17 protein-coding genes are annotated in these 18485 nt (G+C 40.3%); 13 read left to right on the top strand and 4 right to left on the bottom strand.

Annotation, left to right across the window (positions count from 1 at the left end; all coding sequences use genetic code 11):
• Nucleotides 1-46: 46 nt before the first annotated feature.
• From QM382_RS03625 to QM382_RS03605, 5 genes are all read left to right on the top strand, one after another.
• A complete protein-coding gene (locus tag QM382_RS03625) occupies nucleotides 47-865 on the top strand; it encodes an endonuclease/exonuclease/phosphatase family protein (protein WP_414253470.1) in 819 nt (272 codons plus the stop codon).
• 148 nt (nucleotides 866-1013) lie between these two features.
• Nucleotides 1014-1739 (top strand): CppA N-terminal domain-containing protein, encoded by a 726-nt coding sequence (locus QM382_RS03620; RefSeq protein WP_414272480.1) that lies wholly within the window; start codon nucleotides 1014-1016, stop codon nucleotides 1737-1739.
• The gene (locus QM382_RS03615; protein WP_414272479.1) at nucleotides 1736-2668 is read left to right on the top strand and encodes a serine hydrolase domain-containing protein; all 933 of its coding nucleotides are present in this window, start codon (nucleotides 1736-1738) and stop codon (nucleotides 2666-2668) included. The genes QM382_RS03620 and QM382_RS03615 overlap by 4 nt, the downstream gene beginning before the upstream one ends.
• 9 nt (nucleotides 2669-2677) lie before the next feature.
• Nucleotides 2678-3589 (top strand): DMT family transporter, encoded by a 912-nt coding sequence (locus tag QM382_RS03610; protein ID WP_414272478.1) that lies wholly within the window; start codon nucleotides 2678-2680, stop codon nucleotides 3587-3589.
• 112 nt (nucleotides 3590-3701) lie between these two features.
• On the top strand, nucleotides 3702-4460 hold the full coding sequence (locus QM382_RS03605; RefSeq protein ID WP_414253473.1) for a CPBP family intramembrane glutamic endopeptidase: 759 nt from the start codon (nucleotides 3702-3704) through the stop codon (nucleotides 4458-4460).
• A 44-nt stretch (nucleotides 4461-4504) separates the two neighbouring features.
• Here the strand turns inward: QM382_RS03605 and QM382_RS03600 are convergent, their stop codons facing one another.
• Together QM382_RS03600 and rsmG are read right to left on the bottom strand one after the other, a co-directional pair.
• On the bottom strand, nucleotides 4505-5788 hold the full coding sequence (locus tag QM382_RS03600; RefSeq protein WP_414272477.1) for a uracil-xanthine permease family protein: 1284 nt from the start codon (nucleotides 5786-5788) through the stop codon (nucleotides 4505-4507).
• 514 nt (nucleotides 5789-6302) lie between these two features.
• Nucleotides 6303-7016: a 16S rRNA (guanine(527)-N(7))-methyltransferase RsmG gene (gene rsmG / locus QM382_RS03595; RefSeq protein ID WP_414272476.1), complete on the bottom strand. Its 714-nt coding sequence runs from the start codon at nucleotides 7014-7016 to the stop codon at nucleotides 6303-6305.
• A 94-nt stretch (nucleotides 7017-7110) separates the two neighbouring features.
• Here rsmG and QM382_RS03590 point away from each other — a divergent pair, with 94 nt between their 5' ends.
• Together QM382_RS03590 and htpX are read left to right on the top strand one after the other, a co-directional pair.
• A complete protein-coding gene (locus tag QM382_RS03590; protein ID WP_414272475.1) occupies nucleotides 7111-7671 on the top strand; it encodes a LemA family protein in 561 nt (186 codons plus the stop codon).
• Between the two features lies 1 nt (nucleotide 7672).
• Nucleotides 7673-8572 carry a zinc metalloprotease HtpX gene (gene htpX / locus QM382_RS03585; RefSeq protein WP_414272474.1) on the top strand — a complete coding sequence of 300 codons (900 nt, stop codon included), beginning with the start codon at nucleotides 7673-7675 and terminating at the stop codon, nucleotides 8570-8572.
• 43 nt (nucleotides 8573-8615) lie between these two features.
• Here htpX and QM382_RS03580 read toward each other — a convergent pair whose 3' ends face one another.
• Both QM382_RS03580 and QM382_RS03575 read right to left on the bottom strand, forming a co-directional pair.
• Complete coding sequence (locus tag QM382_RS03580; protein WP_414272473.1) at nucleotides 8616-10175, bottom strand: ATP-binding cassette domain-containing protein; 1560 nt, start codon at nucleotides 10173-10175, stop codon at nucleotides 8616-8618.
• A 243-nt stretch (nucleotides 10176-10418) separates the two neighbouring features.
• A complete protein-coding gene (locus tag QM382_RS03575) occupies nucleotides 10419-10748 on the bottom strand; it encodes a helicase BlpT (protein WP_414262200.1) in 330 nt (109 codons plus the stop codon).
• Nucleotides 10749-10916: 168 nt separating this feature from the next.
• On the opposite strand from QM382_RS03575, the gene QM382_RS03570 reads away from it, so the two are divergent.
• From QM382_RS03570 to carB, 6 genes are all read left to right on the top strand, one after another.
• Nucleotides 10917-11459: a YceD family protein gene (locus tag QM382_RS03570; protein WP_414272472.1), complete on the top strand. Its 543-nt coding sequence runs from the start codon at nucleotides 10917-10919 to the stop codon at nucleotides 11457-11459.
• Entirely contained in the window at nucleotides 11460-12089 is a 630-nt protein-coding gene (gene nth, locus QM382_RS03565) for an endonuclease III (protein ID WP_414272471.1), read from the top strand.
• A gap of 209 nt (nucleotides 12090-12298) precedes the next feature.
• A complete protein-coding gene (pyrR, locus tag QM382_RS03560; protein ID WP_004252509.1) occupies nucleotides 12299-12820 on the top strand; it encodes a bifunctional pyr operon transcriptional regulator/uracil phosphoribosyltransferase PyrR in 522 nt (173 codons plus the stop codon).
• A gap of 17 nt (nucleotides 12821-12837) precedes the next feature.
• On the top strand, nucleotides 12838-13761 hold the full coding sequence (locus QM382_RS03555; RefSeq protein WP_414272470.1) for an aspartate carbamoyltransferase catalytic subunit: 924 nt from the start codon (nucleotides 12838-12840) through the stop codon (nucleotides 13759-13761).
• 49 nt (nucleotides 13762-13810) lie between these two features.
• Nucleotides 13811-14890, top strand: coding sequence for a carbamoyl phosphate synthase small subunit (locus QM382_RS03550; protein WP_247921664.1), 1080 nt, complete (start codon nucleotides 13811-13813; stop codon nucleotides 14888-14890).
• Between the two features lie 200 nt (nucleotides 14891-15090).
• Nucleotides 15091-18267 (top strand): carbamoyl-phosphate synthase large subunit, encoded by a 3177-nt coding sequence (gene carB / locus QM382_RS03545; protein ID WP_414272469.1) that lies wholly within the window; start codon nucleotides 15091-15093, stop codon nucleotides 18265-18267.
• Nucleotides 18268-18485 lie beyond the last annotated feature (218 nt).

Genomic DNA, 18485 nt, shown 5'->3' with positions numbered 1-18485 from the left:
GGAGGTTGGAAGCTATTTCCAACCTCTTGTTTAATAGGAGAAAAGCATGAAGTTTTTAACACTCAATACTCATAGTTGGATGGAAAAAGATCCTGAACAAAAGTTTCAACTTTTACTTCAAGATATACTTGAAAACAGTTATGATTTGATTTGTTTTCAGGAAATTAACCAGGAAATTACTTCAGCGCAAGTAGAAGCTGGTGCACTTTATCAGCCATTACCATCTGCTGAGCCGATTCATCAAGACCACTATGTTCGTCTCTTGGTAGAACACTTAGCTGAGCAAGGTCAAAACTATTATTGGACTTGGGCCTACAACCATATTGGTTATGATCGTTACCATGAAGGTGTTGCAATCCTATCTAAAACACCAATTGAAGCGCGTGAAATTTTGGTTTCAGATGTAGATGATCCGACAGATTACCACACTCGTCGAGTTGCTCTAGCAGAGACAGTAGTTGAAGGTAAAGAACTTGCAGTTGCGAGTGTCCATCTCTCTTGGTGGGATAAAGGCTTCCAAGAGGAATGGGCGCGCTTTGAAGCAGTTCTGAAAGAATTAAAGAAGCCACTCTTGCTAGCAGGTGATTTTAATAATCCTGCAGGCCAAGAGGGTTACCAAGCTATTTTAGCTAGTCCACTAAACTTACAAGATGCATTTGAAGTTGCAAAAGAAAGAAGTGGTAGTTACACTGTTCCGCCTGAAATTGATGGTTGGAAGGGAAATACAGAACCACTTCGAATTGATTATGTCTTTACGACAAAGGATATACAGGTAGAAACATTACAAGTTGTCTTTGATGGAAAACAAAGTCCACAGGTCAGTGATCACTATGGTCTTCAAGCAGAACTTTCTTGGAAGAACTAACAAATAATTTTACTAAAATAAAACAAGACCCCCTTCGGATATGCGAAGGGGGTTAACTACTCAAGGGGTTAATATAGTTAAAGTTTTTAGTTGAATAACTTGTAAAATGAAATAAAATCCTTTAAAATAAAAAGTGTTGGAGGAATTTATGAATGTAAATCAAATTGTGCGTATGATCCCGACGCTAAAGATAAATAATAGAAGATTAAATGAATTGTTTTATATCCAAACCTTGGGTATGAAACCCTTGCTTGAAGAGTCGGCTTTCTTATCGCTAGGAGACCAGTCAGGCATTGAAAAATTGGTTTTAGAAGAATCACCAAGTATGAGAAGCCGTAAGGTTGAAGGGATCAAAAAATTAGCTAGATTGATTGTAAAAGTAGCGAATCCATCCGAGATTGAAGCCTTACTAGCTAGAATGGAAAAACTTCCTCAACTCTATAAAGGAAATAAGGGATTTGCTTTTGAAGCTCTTTCTCCGGAAGGGGACCTTGTCCTAATCCATGCGGAAGATGACATCAAAGATTTGAGAAAGTTTGATGAAACTGTTACTTTCTCAAAAGATGAGAATATGCAGTATTTGACAGCATTTGATATTTCAGTAGAGATTAACTTGCCTGATGAAACGACGAGCCTGCTTGAAAAAGAGGAAATCGAAACTAGCCTAGCTTTTAAACAAGCTCAAGGTAGTGATTTGCTCGTTGAAAATAATGTTACTTGGGATTTGTCTATGTTGAAATTCCAAGTAAAAGAACTTGAATTGGCTAGTCTCCGTCAACGTTTTGAAACTGCAGGTTACTTTATTCCTAAGTCAGAGAAGTTTTTCCTAACCAAGGATACCAACAATATCGAATTGTGGTTTGAAGAAGTATGAGAGAATTAGTTATCCAAAAAATAAAGCAACAAATTGAGGCAGGGATTTATCCTGGTGCCTCTTTTGCGTATTATCGGGATGGTGAATGGTCTGATTGCTACCTCGGAGAAGCAGATCCAGAAATTGGAGAGCAGACTTGTCAAGGTTTAGTCTATGATTTGGCAAGTGTGAGCAAAGTCGTCGGAGTTGGAACTGTCTTAACCTTCTTGTGGAAGCAAGGCAAGATTGAGGTCGATCAATCCATAAAGACCTATCTTCCAGAGGCGGATTATCCAGATATCACCATTCGTCAATTGCTAACGCATGCAACTGATTTGGATCCTTATATACCTAATAGAGATCAACTCTCAGCAGGCCAGCTAAGAGAAGCTATGTTTCATCTTAGTCGACGAGAGAAGAGGGCTTTTCTATACTCAGATGTTCACTTTCTCTTGCTAGGTTTTCTCTTGGAAAGATATTTTGATAAGGACTTGGATCAGATTTTGCAAGAGCAAGTTTTGGATCCATGGAAGATGAAGGAAACGAGGTTTGGTCCTGTTAGCAGTGCCGTTCCGACTGTTCGTAATCAGAAAGCAGGAGTGGTGCATGATCCAAAGGCACGTTTGCTTGGGAAACATGCAGGGAGTGCAGGTTTATTTTCAACTGTTCATGATTTAAAAATCTTCCTAGAGCATTATTTACAGGATTCCTTTGCTGAAGACTTAAGTCAAAATTATTCAGACTTGGATGATAAGGAACGTTCATTGGCTTGGAATATAGAAGGTGATTGGCTGGATCACACAGGCTATACTGGAACTTTTATCATGTGGAATCGTAAGAAGCAGGAAGCTGCTATTTTCTTGTCCAATAGAACCTACGAAAAGGATGAGCGTAGCCAGTGGATACTAGACCGTAATCAGGTCATGGACCTGATTCGTGAAGCAGACTAGGGAGGAAGTATGTCAAAAGCCTTTAAAGGAACTCTTTTTACAGTGATTGCAGGTATTGCCTGGGGACTATCTGGAACCAGTGGTCAGTACCTGATGGCTCATGGGATTTCAGCTCTAGTCCTAACCAATATTCGTTTGATTGTCGCAGGTCTCCTCTTGGTTCTATTATCCCATATAAAGTCTAAGGAACAATTTCTAGCTTTTTTAAAGGATAAATCAAGTCTCTTTTCTCTCTTGCTATTTTCTTTATTTGGTCTCTTTTTAAATCAATTGGCCTATTTATCAGCTATTCAGGAGACAAATGCTGGTACAGCGACGGTGCTTCAGTATGTCTGTCCTGTGGGTATTCTAGCTTATACTTGTATAAAGGATAAGGTAGCACCTACTATAGCTGAAATTATTTCTATGATTTTGGCTATAGGAGGGACCTTTCTCATTGCAACTCATGGACAGTTGGATCAGCTCTCTATGACACCGGCAGGTCTATTTTGGGGCTTGTTCTCTGCCTTAACCTATGCTTTGTATATCATTTTACCCATTAAACTGATTCAAAAGTGGGGGAGCATTTTGGTTATTGGTGTTGGAATGACCATTTCTGGTTTTGTGGCAGTTCCATTTACTGGAATTATCGGCGCTAGAATTCCTATGTCATTTGATATTTTTCTAGCCTTTGCTGGAATTATTCTTATTGGAACGGTTTTTGCCTACACAGCTTTTCTCAAGGGAGCTAGTATGGTTGGACCAGTCAAATCTAGTCTTCTGGCCTCGATTGAGCCAATCTCTGCGGTGTTTTTTGCCTTCATGATTATGGGAGATATTTTTTATCCTGTAGATTTTCTTGGTATGGCAATGATTTTACTGGCCGTGACCATTATTTCTTTAAAGGATTTAATGCTAGAAAAGAAACAAAAGTCTATTTAAAGACAGAACAACCTTATAAAGAGGTTGTTTTTTTATGTTCTGCATTAATTTATATAATTTTAAGATTGAAAGTTTATAATAAAGTTACAAAAATAAGCTAAACGGAGGAAATATGAATTTTATACAAAGTATTCATCCTGCTAAACCTTTAAGATACTTAAAATGGTTTGATATCTTAATCGTCACTGTTTTAATGTTTGGAGAGTTTATCATCCGTTCTACTCAACAATTTATGGAGAGTCTATCACCTTCAACTCTTGCTAGTGTTGCGGAAACTACAACAAATGTAGCAAGTGATGGGGCGGCCTATTCGGGTAATTTTACTTTCCAGTTGATTATGCTAGGAATTACCTTGCTCTACCTCCTGATTCGAAACTATGATTTTAAGCAGCTTCCAATTCGCTTTTCCTGGTCAGTTTTCATCTGGGTTCCCCTTATCTTTGCAGTTGTTGGAATAATTGGAGATATTGTAACAACCCTTAGCGGTGAGTACAATTATTTTAATCCTCAGTTGATTCCTTTTATAGATCCCATGGAGATTATTAGAAAATTCATGGCCTTAACACCAATGGCCATTGGTTATGCTTTATTAAATGGTTTTTACGAAGAATTTTTCTTCTTGGGCTTACTGACTTCAGTCAAAGAAAAACATAAGTGGTTAGTACTAGTTTACTCCGTAATTATCAGGATTTCTTTTCATACCTACCAAGGATTACTCTGGGCCTTAGTTATTGGGCTTGTATATGGACTATTCTATTATTTCTTGTACAAGTATGTAGTTAAGAATTTACTGCCATTCTTTCTTATGCATGCTCTTGCAGATATGTTTGGTTCAAGTCTCTTGTACCTCTTGATTGCTTGGGGAACTTAAACAAAAAATCCACTCACTCGAGTGGATTTTTTTATGAATGAAATTTATTCTTTATTTTCGTATGGCAAGATCAAGTTCAAAAGGATACCTGTCATTGCTGATAGGGCAGTACCTGAAAGAGTAACTGGACCGAGTTTAAGGATTGCTCCACCAAGTCCAAGTACCAACATGGCACTTGCAATGATAAGGTTACGCATTTGACCAAAGTCTACACGTTCCTTGATCAAGACTTTCAAACCGTTGCTTGCGATAACCCCGTAAAGTAAGATAGACATACCACCAAGTACGGCGTTTGGAATTGTAGAAATCAAGGCAGTGAATTTGCCAAGGAAGCTAAGGGCGATAGCGATAAAAGCAGCGTTACGAATAACAGATACAGAAGCGATGCGAGTCATACCGATAACCCCTGTATTTTCACCGTAAGTTGTATTTGCTGGTCCACCAAGGAAGGCAGAAACAGAAGTTGCGATACCATCACCGAGAAGAGTGCGGTGAAGACCTGGATCTTTCAAGAATTGGCGTCCACAGATTTGACTTAGAACGGTGTGGTCACCGATATGTTCAGAAATGGTTACGATAGCGATTGGTAAGATTGCGATTGTTTCCGGACCAAAGTAAAGGTCGTATTGTTTGAAGGCACCACCTGTATTAAATGGTAGGTAGAAACCAGGAATTTCAAACCAGTTAGCTTGAAGAACAGGAGTGAAGTCAACTAAGCCAAGTGCTAGCGCGAAGAGATATCCACCAATAATTGCAAAGAGGAAAGGAATGATACGAAGGAAACCTTTTCCTTTTGTATTGATAAAGGCAGCGATGAGGAAGGTAACCACAGCTACAAGAGCATTTTTCCAGTTGCCGTCAGCTACAAGACCAGCATTGGTTACGGCAGAACCAGCAAGCCCAAGACCGATAACGATAATCATAGGACCAATAATGATTGGAGGCAAGAGTTTATCAATCCATTTTGTACCTGCGAAGCGAACACTTGCAGCAACAAGGACATAAACAAAACCAGTTAGGATAACCCCTGTCTGAGCAGCAGATACATCACCCCCCATTTCTTTCATGGCAAGTGACATGGCTGTAATAAAGGCGAAAGAAGAACCAAGATAAACAGGAACTCTAAAACCTGTTGCAAACATATAGATGAGGGTACCAACCCCTGAAGCGAAGAGGGCAACAGATACAGGCATTCCCAAAATCAATGGTACCAAGATGGTTGCACCAAACATGGCAAACACGTGCTGGAAACTGAGTAGGATTCCCTTACCAAAAGAAGGACGTTGGTCAACGTCGAGTAACAAATCAACAGTTGATTCTTGTTTCATAAATACCTCACTTTTTGGGCATCAAAAAAGAGCCCATTATTTTACAGCAATAGGCTCTCAGAGTAAGACTTCTTCAAAAAGAGAATTATCTCATTCTTAAAGAATTTCATATATTTCTGCGTCTTCGTCACCTCACGGGATGACATTAAAAACCTTTGCTTAGGATAGTATAGCAGAAAAAATTCGTTTTGTAAACGAATTTTTCCTGAGCCTTGAAATGAGAAAGCGAGGCAAGATTTTGTAAATCGTTTTTTCCCGAGCCAAGAAATAAAAAGCGAGGTCTGAGTCACTATGGAATATATTTTGTATCAGGATAGAGTTGAATGATAGACGCAGTGGTTGAGTGGCCCATCTTACGCTTTGATTCTAGCTTTGATGGACCTACTCAACTTTGCGGGGGAGAGACGACGAAATCGTCATTCCAAATGATAATCGATTTCTGTCCCTCTCCCTTTTCCAGAGATAAGAAATAAAGACGCGATTTATAATCTTGTGAGTATCTATTTAAAATATCCTAAAGTGGTCGTTTGTTGGGCATACCAGCCTTACGTGGATATTTGTTTGGAGTTTCTTTTTTCTTTTCTACAATGGTGATGTAGCGAGGGTCTCCATTAGGAAGTGTGTAGCTGATGTTATCTTCAACCTTACTAAAGAGAAGGTTGAGAGCATTTTTGGCTTCTGTCAATTCCTCAGGAGCATTACTGGCCTTAAGTGCCAAAAGTTTTCCACCAACTTTAAGGTAGGGAATGGTTAACTCTGAGAGAACTTGCATGCGAGCAACTGCACGAGCTGTCACAATGTCGAATTGGGCACGGAAGTTCTTGTCTTGGGCAAAGTCTTCGGCGCGTCCATGGTAGAAATGAACCCCTTCTAAATCAAGCTCCTCAGCTAAAAGCTGAAGAAAGTTAATGCGCTTGTTCAGAGAATCAATGATAGTCACATCTAGCTGAGGGTAGAGAATCTTCATAGGGAGACTTGGGAATCCTGCACCAGCGCCAATATCAAGTAACTTAATTTCTTGGTTTGCAATCAACCCTTGTAGGATAGGAGCGATGGAATCATAAAAGTGTTTAAGATAAACTTCTTCCTTTTCAGTAATAGCAGTCAGGTTGATTTTTTGGTTCCACTCGACTAAGAGTTCGAAATAGCGCTCAAATTGTGCTTTTTGCTGGTCAGTAAGATTAATATTCTGTTGGTCAAGTAATGAGTAAAAAGTTTCTGGTTTCATAGTTATATCCTTCTTGTATATCATCTTATTTTACCACAAAAACATGGAAATTTGATATACTGGTACTAATCTTAAATGAGAAAGGAATCCTACTATGCCTTGGATTATTCTTGGAATTTCTACTCTTATTGTTCTCTTTGTGATTGTTAGTTATAACAGCCTAGTCAGAGGGCGTATGCAAACAAAGGAAGCTTGGAGTCAGATCGATGTTCAGTTGAAGCGTCGAAATGATCTCTTACCAAACTTAATTGAAACAGTAAAAGGTTATGCTAAATACGAAAGTTCTACTCTTGAAAAGGTGACTGAACTCCGTAGACAAGTAGCTGCAGCAACTACACCTGCAGAAGCCATGAAAGCTAGTGATGCACTGACTCGTCAGATATCTGGTATCTTTGCGGTTGCAGAGAACTATCCTGACTTGAAGGCTAGTGGCAACTTTGCTCACTTACAAGAAGAACTGACTAACACAGAAAACAAAATATCATATTCTCGCCAACTTTATAACAGTGTCGTTAGCAATTACAATGTTAAATTAGAAACTTTCCCAAGTAATCTAGTTGCGGCTATCTTTGGCTTCAAGGCAGCGGATTTCCTTCAGACTCCAGAAGAAGAAAAGGCTGTTCCTAGAGTTGATTTTAGTGGTTTAGGTGACTAAGATGCTGTACAAACAAATCGCTAGTAATAAACGTAAAACTTGGGTTTTATTAATTGTTTTCTTTCTTTTGTTAGCCATAGTCGGATATGCGGTTGGATATCTTTTCATGAACTCAGGTATCTGGGGCGTGACCGTAGCCATGATTATCGGTTTCATCTATGCCTTGACCATGATTTTTCAATCTACAGAGATTGTCATGAGTATGAATGGTGCGCGTGAAGTTGATAGGAATGAAGAACCTGTTCTCTATCATGTTGTTGAGGATATGGCTATGGTGGCGCAAATTCCTATGCCACGAGTTTATGTCATTGATGATGCTGGCTTAAATGCTTTTGCTACGGGTTCGAATCCTCAAAATGCTGCTGTTGCAGCGACATCAGGACTTCTAGAGATCATGAATCGTGAGGAGTTAGAAGCTGTAATTGGGCATGAAGTTAGTCATATACGCAACTTGGATATTCGAATCTCTACGATTGCTGTTGCTCTTGCCAGTGCTATTACCCTTTTATCGAGTATGGCTGGTCGTATGATGTGGTGGGGTGGGGCATCACGTAGTAGAAGAAATAGTGACCGTGACAGTGGAGGGCTTGAAGTGATTATGTTAGTCATTTCTCTCTTAGCCATAGTTCTGGCACCTCTTGCAGCAACTTTGGTGCAGTTAGCTATTTCACGCCAACGAGAATTTTTAGCGGATGCTTCAAGTGTGGAATTAACACGTAATCCTCAGGGAATGATCAATGCCCTCCTTAAACTAGAAAATAGTCAACCAATGACTCATCATGTGGATGATGCTAGTAGTGCGCTTTATATCAATGATCCTCAAAAACGAGGTTTCTTGAAAAAACTATTTTATACTCATCCGCCCATTTCAGAGCGGATTGAACGTTTGAAAAATATGTAAAAAACATCCAGAGGTTTTCCTCTGGATGTTTTAATTCCAAAAGTTAAAGATCTTGTAAATCCACTACTTCTAAACCATGCTCTGTCAGACTATAGATACTCGTACAGACTTCTTTTAAGAAACGTCGATCATGCGAAACAGTGACAAGACCACCAGGATAATTGGCAAAAAGTTTTCTGATTTCTGGTTGAGAAGTTGGAGAAAAGTTTCGTGTGGGTTCATCCAGAAGGAGAAAGTTTGGTTTTCGCAGAACTAAATTCAAAAGAAGGAGTTTACCTTGTTGCCCGCCAGATAGCGAGCGGATTTGGTGGTGCATCTCTGGATAGTTGAAATTGAGACTGGCTAGGTGAGATTGGATTTTCTGTATTTCCTCTTTGTGTCCAGTTTGGCTGAGAAATTCTACTGGGGATAGATCCAATTGCAGTGTTTCTTGGTAATCTTGTGGCATAAAACAAAGCGAAATCTCTCTTTTGCCGCTGAGCAGTTGTTGAAACTTGGCTAACAGAGTGGATTTGCCAACGCCATTGGGACCGATAATGCCGATTTTATCTTGACCACGGACAGTTAATTGTAGCCCTTGAGACAGAACACGCTCACCAATGGATAAAGTCTCATTTTCTAGTCGAACTAAGACTTTTGAAGCCGCTAATGGCTCTATATCTGAAAAGAAAAGTTGGATTTGTTCCTCTTCAAGTGGCTTTTGGGTCATGGACTGAGCTGCTTTTTCGTAGCGTTTTTCTTGTGAAATAACATTTTTCATCTTTTTAGCTAATAGGCGACCAGCAGTACTGTCTTTGGTAGCTCGAAGTGCAGTTTCTACATTTTGCTTAACTCGGCGATGTTTTTCCATGGTTTTGTCATAGGCTCTCTGGTCGTTGGCAGCTTGCTGGCTTTGTCTGACAAAATTAGCCTTTCTCTGGTCACTATAGCTATCGTAGTCTAAATGCTCTATTAGCGTTTCCGCTTCTTTCCGGTGCTTGACCACTCGCAAGTGGATAATGGTGTCTGCAGTTTGAGAGAGAAAATCTTCATCATGAGAAATGAAAATAACGGTTTGTCTGGTTTTATGTATCTGTTTTTTTAGCCAATCAACCGTCTCTATATCCAGGTCATTTGAAGGTTCATCTAAAAATAAAATCTCAAAGGGTTTGGCAAATTCATGGATGAGCTGAATTTTCAAAGCTTCACCACCCGAGAGACTACCAATTTCTTGATCGCTTGCAAAACGACTGCTGTCAAAGTGTAATTCATCAGACAAGCAATAGAGGATACTGTAGTCCAAATCTGTAGACTCTAAAAAGAAGTAGTCCTGTAGAGATTTTTTCTTCAGTTCTTCAGGAAGATGTTGGGGAATGTAGGCCAGGGACTGAAGGTCACACTGGATTTCTCCCCTGATAGAGAAATCAGCTAATTTTTCTCCCATTAAAGTTCGAAGTAAGGTTGATTTTCCATTTCCTTCTTCGCCTATAATAGCGATCTTTTCTCCGTCTTGGATGGTAATGTTTAAATCGGAAACAAGGTCTCTTAAATCTTTGTTTTGTGTAATGGTCAGATGATTGATTTTTATCATATTATTGCCCTTCCTAGAATGTTCATATTGCATAACAAAAAGCTCTACTTTACCTAGTAGAGCTAATCGTCTATGTCAAAAAAACTCTTTTAAAAGGGCTGAAAATCCAGCAGAAAAAGAGCACACAAAAAAGAGACAGAAACAAGATCTACTAAATAAAGGTTCTTTATTTGATAGACTTAGTTGTTCATGTCTCCCTTACCTCCGAATATTGTTGCAATCATCATACTCTTTTTGTGAAAATTTGTCAAGATTAAGCCAGAAAATCCTCTATTTTTAAAGACCAAAAACAGGTCCATAGAGTGTCAACGTATGTTTAACGTGATCGTAGTGGAACTTATCATAGTTTCGCCAAGCAGTGCGAGCCTGGTCGTTTAGTTTTAGACTACCAAGTCCAATCAAAAGGCTAGTCCGTTGGTAAAAAGTTTCCAGTTCAATTAAGACGGCATTGTCTACTTTCTCAGCTTTTTTAAGTGCTCTGAGAATTTCGTCTATATTTTGCTGTAAGCGTAGATCATCAGGTAATCCCTGTTTACAGCTTTGTATTGTTTGGTTTAATTTTGAAACGAGTTGATAGGCTTCTGTTAAAAGAGCTTTGTCTTCCATATGAGCGTCCTCCTTTACTCATGTATTGATGCCTATAGTATAGCACAAAAAATAAATTTGTCATAATAAATATATCAAAAAACACAGAATGATGTTTTAAAAGTTTAGAGGCTTTACTTGACCTCCTTTCATGGTATAATCAAGTGAGTAAATCTTTATGGAGGAAGTATGAAATTAAATATTCAAGAAGTTCGTAAGCAGCCTGAAGGCATGCATTTTGAAGTAGCCTTAGACTTAGCAGCCGACTTACGTGAGCGTAACCAAGAAATTTTAGACGTAAAAGATATTGTCGCAGTTGGGAAGGTTCAGTATGAAGACCGTATGTTTTTCTTAGATTACCAACTGTCTTATACCATCGTACTTGCTTCTAGTCGTAGTATGGAACCTGTTGAGCTAGCAGAGTCTTATCCAGTGACAGAAGTCTTCATGGAGGGAGCAACCAATCAACTAGACCAAGAAGTTCTAGATGATGACTTGGTTTTACCCATCGAAAATGGTGAAATTGACCTTGCTGAGAGCGTTTCGGACAATATCTTGCTAAACATTCCAATCAAGGTATTAACAGCAGAAGAAGAAGCTGGTCAGGGATTTGTTTCTGGAAATGACTGGCAAATCATGACTGAGGAAGAGTACCAAGCTCAACAAGCAGTCAAGAAAGAAGAAAGTAGTCCTTTTGCAGGTTTACAAGGGCTTTTTGATGGAGATGAATAGATGGTTTTATCCAAGAAACGTGCCCGTCATGTCATTGAGGAAATTATAGCTCTTTTTCCAGATGCAAAACCTAGTCTAGATTTTCGCAATCATTTTGAACTTTTAGTTGCAGTGATGTTGTCTGCTCAGACGACGGATGCAGCAGTAAATAAAGCAACCCCAGCTCTTTTTGAAGCCTTCCCTACACCGCAAGCCATGGCTTACGCAAGTGAGAATGAGATTGCTAAACATATTTCTCGTCTAGGCCTTTATAGAAACAAAGCCAAGTTCCTTAAGAAATGTGCCCAACAGTTATTAGAAGATTTTGACGGTCAAGTTCCTCAGACTAGAGAAGAATTAGAAAGCTTGGCGGGAGTAGGGCGTAAAACAGCTAATGTAGTCATGAGTGTGGGCTTTGGAATTCCAGCTTTTGCGGTAGATACCCATGTGGAGCGCATTTGCAAACACCATGATATTGTTAAAAAATCAGCTACACCATTAGAAGTTGAAAAACGTGTCATGGATGTCTTACCACCAGAAAAGTGGTTGGCGGCGCATCAAGCCATGATTTACTTTGGTCGTGCTATCTGTCATCCGAAAAATCCAGAATGCGAACACTATCCACAATTGTATGATTTTAGTTCATTATAAGGTCAAACATTGAATGTTTTTACTTGCTTTGAACTGGGCTTTGTGATATAGTAAGGACAATAAAATATTCCTTTAAACCTGTCCCGTGAGGCAGGCAAGGAGCTCGATAAAGTAGAAGGGTAAGTCTATGCTGTTTCCAGTATGGCTCGCTTAATGATACATTCTCAAGTCTCCTTGTCTAAGGAGACTTTTCTTTTTGGAGGTTTGTCATGAAGACAAAAGAAGTTGTAGACGAATTAACCGTCAAGCGAGCAATTACGCGTATCACTTATGAAATTATCGAACGCAACAAAGATTTGAACAAAATCATTTTAGCGGGAATTAAAACACGCGGTGTCTTTATCGCCCACCGCATCCAAGAGCGCTTGGAACAATTGGAAAACATCTCTGTTCCCGTTGTAGAATTAGATACCAAACCTTACCGTGACGATGTCAAAAGTGGTGAAGATACATCCTTGATTTCTGTGGATGTGACAGACCGCGAAGTTATCTTGGTGGATGATGTTCTTTACACAGGTCGTACAATTCGTGCCGCTATCGATAACATTGTCGGACATGGTCGTCCTGCCCGTGTGAGTCTAGCGGTACTAGTGGACCGTGGACACAGAGAATTGCCAATTCGTCCAGATTATGTTGGGAAAAATATTCCAACTAGTCGTTCTGAAGAAATCATCGTTGAGATGACAGAACTTGATGGCCAAGATAGAGTTTTGATTACTGAAGAAGCTTAAAAGCTAAAGGAGTAGCCATGTCAGAAAATCAACAAGAAATCAAACATGTGGTGTCCATGGAAGATCTCACTGTAGATCAGGTTATAAAATTGATTAAACGAGGGATTGAGTTTAAAAATGGAGCCCAGTTGCCCTACGAAGACCATCCCATTGTTTCCAATCTTTTCTTTGAAAATTCGACAAGAACGCATAAATCCTTTGAAGTTGCTGAGATTAAACTGGGATTGGAACGACTTGACTTTGATGTGAATACAAGTTCGGTAAACAAGGGTGAGACACTCTATGATACAATCCTGACCTTGTCTGCGCTTGGTGTAGATATCTGTGTTATTCGGCACCCAGAGGTTGATTACTACAGGGAATTGATTGCGAGCCCAACCATTACGACATCGATTATCAATGGTGGTGATGGCTCAGGGCAACATCCTAGTCAGAGTCTGCTTGATTTGATGACAATTTACGAAGAATTTGGCCGTTTTGAAGGACTTAAGGTTGCCATTGCTGGTGACTTGGACCATTCACGTGTTGCCAAGTCCAATATGCAGATTTTGAAACGTTTAGGTGCTGAACTTTACTTTGCAGGACCTGAGGAATGGAGAAGTCAAGAGTTTGCAGATTATGGTCAGTTTGTAACTATTGACGAGATTGTTGACCAGGTGGATGTTCTGATGTTGCTTCGAGTTCAACATGAACGCCACGAAAGTGGAGCAGTCTTCTCAAAAGAAGAGTATCACGCTCAACATGGCTTGAACCAAGAACGCTATAATCGCTTAAAAGAAGAAGCAATCATTATGCATCCAGCTCCAGTGAATCGAGATGTGGAAATTGCTGACCACTTGGTTGAAGCTCCAAAATCACGCATTGTTCAACAAATGACCAATGGAGTCTTTGTTCGAATGGCAATCTTAGAATCCGTATTGGCGAGTAGAAAAGCCAAATAAGACACAAAACGTTAAAAGACGCCAGTGAGCGTCCACGAGAGGTGAAAATATGACAAAACGACTTCTAGTTTTAGAAGATGGCACAGTTTTTGAAGGTAAGGCCTTCGGTGCAGATATTGATGTAACAGGGGAAATAGTCTTTAACACTGGAATGACAGGATATCAAGAATCCATTACAGACCAATCTTATAATGGACAAATCTTGACCTTCACATATCCACTGGTAGGGAATTATGGAGTTAACCGTGACGACTACGAGTCTATCAGTCCTACTTGTAAGGGAGTTGTGGTTTTCGAAGAGGCTCGTAGAGCCAGCAACTGGCGTAACCAAATGACGCTGGACGAATTCTTGAAAGCTAAGAAAATTCCTGGAATTTCAGGTATTGACACTCGAGCTCTTACAAAGATTATCCGTAAACATGGAACAATGCGTGCAACTTTGACACATGCTGGAGATAGCATGGATCATATCGCAGATCAACTTCAAGCAACTGTTTTGCCAACTGATAATATCAGACAAGTTTCTACAAAGACTGCTTATCCGGCTCCAGGAGTTGGCTTGAGCGTTGTTTTAGTAGACTTCGGTCTTAAACACTCTATTTTACGAGAGCTATCTAAACGTGATTGTAACGTAACTGTAGTTCCATACACAACTACGGCTGAGGAAATCTTGCATTTAAACCCTGACGGAGTTATGTTGTCAAATGGTCCTGGAAATCCAGAAGATGTACCAGAAGCTCTTGAGATGATCCGTGGTATTCTCGGGAAAATTCCAATCTTTGGTATCTGTATGGGGCACCAGCTCTTTGCGATGGCAAATGGTGCTAAGACCTATAAAATGAAGTTTGGTCACCGTGGCTTTAACCATGCTGTTCGTGAAATTGCAACTGGGCGCGTGGACTTCACAAGTCAAAATCATGGTTATGCAGTTAGCCGTGAGGATTTACCAGAGCACTTAATCATCACACACGAAGAAATCAATGACAAGTCAGTTGAAGGCGTACGTCACAGATATCTACCAGGTTTCTCTGTGCAATTCCACCCAGACGCAGCTCCTGGGCCACATGATGCAAGTTATCTATTTGATGAGTTCATCGAGATGATGGAAGCATTCAAACAAACAAATTAATGACGAGTGAGAAATCGTCGGAGAATTTATTTAATGGCAATCAGAGAGTTGCCGAATAGAAAGGAGAAGATACATTGTTCGCGGAAGTGAACACGCCCTAAGAACTGTGTGAAAAAGATAAACATTGATTTGACGCTGAAGGCGTCTGCACCAAGTTTCCTATTTTCACTGTGTTCTTGACGGGCTTTGTATCATAAACTATGCCTAAACGTACTGATATTCAAAAAATTATGGTGATTGGTTCTGGTCCAATCATTATTGGTCAGGCTGCTGAGTTTGACTATGCTGGAACCCAGGCCTGCTTGTCTTTGAAAGAAGAGGGGTATGAGGTTGTCTTGGTTAACTCAAATCCTGCAACCATCATGACAGATAAAGAGATTGCAGACAAGGTCTACATCGAACCGATTACACTTGAGTTTGTGACTCGTATTCTCCGTAAGGAACGTCCAGATGCTTTGCTTCCAACTCTTGGAGGGCAAACGGGGCTTAATATGGCCATGGAATTGTCAAAAAATGGTATCTTGGATGAGCTTGGTGTTGAACTTCTCGGGACTAAACTGTCAGCCATCGACCAAGCGGAGGACCGAGATCTCTTTAAACAATTGATGGAAGAACTTAAGCAACCAATTCCAGAATCAGAAATTGTCAACACTGTGGAAGAAGCCGTAGCCTTTGCAGCTACAATTGGCTACCCAGTGATCGTCCGTCCAGCCTTTACCCTAGGTGGTACTGGTGGTGGTATGTGTGCCAACGAGGAAGAATTGCGTGAAATTGCTGAAAATGGTTTGAAGTTGTCACCTGTTACCCAGTGTTTGATTGAACGTTCAATCGCAGGTTTCAAGGAAATCGAGTATGAGGTCATGCGTGACTCAGCTGATAATGCTCTTGTTGTTTGTAACATGGAAAACTTTGACCCTGTCGGGATTCACACAGGGGACTCTATCGTATTTGCCCCTGCGCAAACCATGTCCGACTATGAAAACCAAATGCTTCGTGATGCTAGTTTGAGCATTATCCGCGCTCTCAAGATTGAAGGCGGATGTAACGTTCAGCTTGCACTTGATCCACACAGTTTTAAGTACTATGTCATCGAAGTAAATCCTCGTGTATCTCGTTCTTCAGCTCTGGCCTCTAAGGCAACAGGTTACCCAATCGCCAAATTGGCTGCCAAGATTGCGGTAGGGTTGACCTTGGATGAAGTTATTAACCCAGTTACAGGTTCAACCTATGCCATGTTTGAACCAGCCCTTGACTATGTGGTGGCTAAGATTCCACGTTTCCCATTTGACAAGTTTGAAAAAGGGGAACGTCGTCTTGGTACCCAGATGAAGGCAACTGGAGAAGTTATGGCCATCGGTCGGAACATCGAGGAATCTCTCCTTAAAGCTTGTCGCTCTCTAGAAATTGGTGTCCATCATAATGAAATGCCTGAGCTTGCAGATGTTTCAGATGATGCCTTGATTGAAAAAGTTGTCAAGGCTCAAGATGACCGTCTCTTCTACGTATCAGAAGCTATTCGTCGTGGTTATACACCAGAAGAGATTGCTGACTTGACTAAGATTGATATCTTTTATCTGGATAAACTCTTGCATATCTTTGAGATTGAGCAAGAATTGGGCGCACATCCTCAGGATGTCGATGTCTTGAAAACAGCAAAACTCAATGGTTTCTCAGATCGTAAAATCGCAGAACTTTGGGGAACTACAGCTGATCAAGTTCGCCAACTTCGTTTAGAAAACAAGATTGTCCCAGTTTACAAGATGGTAGATACTTGTGCCGCAGAATTTGAATCAGAAACTCCGTACTTCTACTCAACATATGGATGGGAAAATGAGTCTATCAAGTCTGATAAGGAATCTGTACTAGTCCTAGGTTCTGGTCCAATCCGTATCGGTCAGGGGGTAGAGTTTGACTACGCAACAGTTCACTCTGTTAAGGCAATCCAATCTGCTGGCTACGAAGCCATCATTATGAACTCAAACCCAGAGACAGTTTCAACAGACTTCTCTGTATCTGATAAACTCTACTTTGAACCATTAACGTTCGAAGATGTGATGAATGTTATCGACTTAGAGCAACCAAAAGGTGTTATCGTTCAATTTGGTGGTCAAACAGCTATCAACCTTGCGGAGCCATTAGCAAAAGCTGGTGTGACTATCCTTGGTACTCAAGTTGCGGACTTGGACCGTGCGGAAGACCGTGACCTCTTTGAGCAAGCCCTCAAAGACTTGGATATTCCACAACCTCCTGGACAAACAGCAACCAATGAAGAAGAAGCAGTACTTGCTGCACGTAAAATTGGTTTCCCAGTTCTCGTTCGCCCTTCATATGTTTTGGGTGGACGTGCTATGGAAATCGTTGAGAATGAAGATGATCTTCGTTCTTACATGCGTACTGCGGTTAAGGCAAGTCCAGACCATCCTGTTCTTGTCGACTCTTATATCGTTGGACAAGAATGTGAAGTTGATGCTATCTCAGACGGACAAAATGTTCTCATTCCAGGTATCATGGAACATATCGAACGTGCTGGTGTCCACTCAGGTGACTCAATGGCTGTTTACCCTCCACAAACCTTGTCTCAAAAGGTGCAAGACACGATTGCAGATTACACTAAGCGTCTGGCAATTGGCCTCAACTGTCTTGGTATGATGAACATTCAGTTTGTTATCAAGGATGAGAAAGTCTACGTCATTGAAGTAAACCCTCGTGCCAGCCGTACCGTACCATTCCTATCAAAAGTAACCAATATCCCTATGGCACAGGTAGCGACTAAGTTGATTCTTGGTCAAAGTCTCGAAGAACTTGGTTACCAAGATGGACTTTACCCTGAAAGTACACGAGTTCATATCAAAGCGCCAGTCTTCTCCTTTACCAAGCTAGCGAAAGTAGACAGCTTGCTCGGACCTGAAATGAAGTCAACAGGGGAAGTTATGGGTTCTGATACGACTCTTGAAAAAGCTCTCTATAAGGCGTTTGAAGCTTCTTACCTTCACTTGCCAACCTTTGGGAATGTTGTCTTTACCATCGCAGACGATGCAAAAGAAGAAGCTTTAGAATTAGCGCGTCGTTTCCAAAATATTGGTTACGGAATCCTTGCAACTGCAGGAACAGCGGAGTTCTTTGCAAGTCATGGATTGCAAGCCCAACTCGTTGGTAAGATTGGTGATGATGAACACGATATCCCAAGCTATGTCCGCAAAGGAAAAATTCAAGCTATCATCAACACTGTTGGTACCAAACGGACAGCCGATGAAGATGGAGAGCAAATCAGACGTTCAGCTATCGAACATGGGGTGCCTCTCTTTACAGCTTTGGATACAGCAGATGCCATGCTAAAAGTATTAGAAAGCAGAAGTTTTGTCACAGAAGCGATTTAAAAAATAAGATTCTCTTTGGAGAATCTTTTTTTATGAAAGCGTTGCTATCATTTTTCACAAATAATTAAATGCAAAACCTTGATCTAAGTAAATATATAAAAATAGTATAATTTTAAATTAATTGATTTTAAAAGATAGACATAATATAGAGTGGCGTACATTTACATATAAGTATATATAATAAATCAAAGGGTGTTGAAAAGGCCTAAAATATAACA

Origin of the sequence: Streptococcus infantis, from assembly GCF_047465185.1 — a bacterium.
GTDB classification, from domain to species: domain Bacteria; phylum Bacillota; class Bacilli; order Lactobacillales; family Streptococcaceae; genus Streptococcus; species Streptococcus infantis_O.
This window is presented reverse-complemented; position numbering and strand designations above follow the sequence as displayed.

Excerpts from the sequence above, each read along its gene's own strand:
- QM382_RS03625 (WP_414253470.1), top strand. The coding sequence starts at position 47 with ATGAAGTTTTTAACACTCAATACTCATAGTTGGATGGAAAAAGATCCT.
- QM382_RS03620 (WP_414272480.1), top strand. The coding sequence starts at position 1,014 with ATGAATGTAAATCAAATTGTGCGTATGATCCCGACGCTAAAGATAAAT.
- QM382_RS03615 (WP_414272479.1), top strand. The coding sequence starts at position 1,736 with ATGAGAGAATTAGTTATCCAAAAAATAAAGCAACAAATTGAGGCAGGG.
- QM382_RS03610 (WP_414272478.1), top strand. The coding sequence starts at position 2,678 with ATGTCAAAAGCCTTTAAAGGAACTCTTTTTACAGTGATTGCAGGTATT.
- QM382_RS03605 (WP_414253473.1), top strand. The coding sequence starts at position 3,702 with ATGAATTTTATACAAAGTATTCATCCTGCTAAACCTTTAAGATACTTA.
- QM382_RS03600 (WP_414272477.1), bottom strand. The coding sequence starts at position 5,788 with ATGAAACAAGAATCAACTGTTGATTTGTTACTCGACGTTGACCAACGT.
- rsmG (WP_414272476.1), bottom strand. The coding sequence starts at position 7,016 with ATGAAACCAGAAACTTTTTACTCATTACTTGACCAACAGAATATTAAT.
- QM382_RS03590 (WP_414272475.1), top strand. The coding sequence starts at position 7,111 with ATGCCTTGGATTATTCTTGGAATTTCTACTCTTATTGTTCTCTTTGTG.
- htpX (WP_414272474.1), top strand. The coding sequence starts at position 7,673 with ATGCTGTACAAACAAATCGCTAGTAATAAACGTAAAACTTGGGTTTTA.
- QM382_RS03580 (WP_414272473.1), bottom strand. The coding sequence starts at position 10,175 with ATGCAATATGAACATTCTAGGAAGGGCAATAATATGATAAAAATCAAT.
- QM382_RS03575 (WP_414262200.1), bottom strand. The coding sequence starts at position 10,748 with ATGGAAGACAAAGCTCTTTTAACAGAAGCCTATCAACTCGTTTCAAAA.
- QM382_RS03570 (WP_414272472.1), top strand. The coding sequence starts at position 10,917 with ATGAAATTAAATATTCAAGAAGTTCGTAAGCAGCCTGAAGGCATGCAT.
- nth (WP_414272471.1), top strand. The coding sequence starts at position 11,460 with ATGGTTTTATCCAAGAAACGTGCCCGTCATGTCATTGAGGAAATTATA.
- pyrR (WP_004252509.1), top strand. The coding sequence starts at position 12,299 with ATGAAGACAAAAGAAGTTGTAGACGAATTAACCGTCAAGCGAGCAATT.
- QM382_RS03555 (WP_414272470.1), top strand. The coding sequence starts at position 12,838 with ATGTCAGAAAATCAACAAGAAATCAAACATGTGGTGTCCATGGAAGAT.
- QM382_RS03550 (WP_247921664.1), top strand. The coding sequence starts at position 13,811 with ATGACAAAACGACTTCTAGTTTTAGAAGATGGCACAGTTTTTGAAGGT.
- carB (WP_414272469.1), top strand. The coding sequence starts at position 15,091 with ATGCCTAAACGTACTGATATTCAAAAAATTATGGTGATTGGTTCTGGT.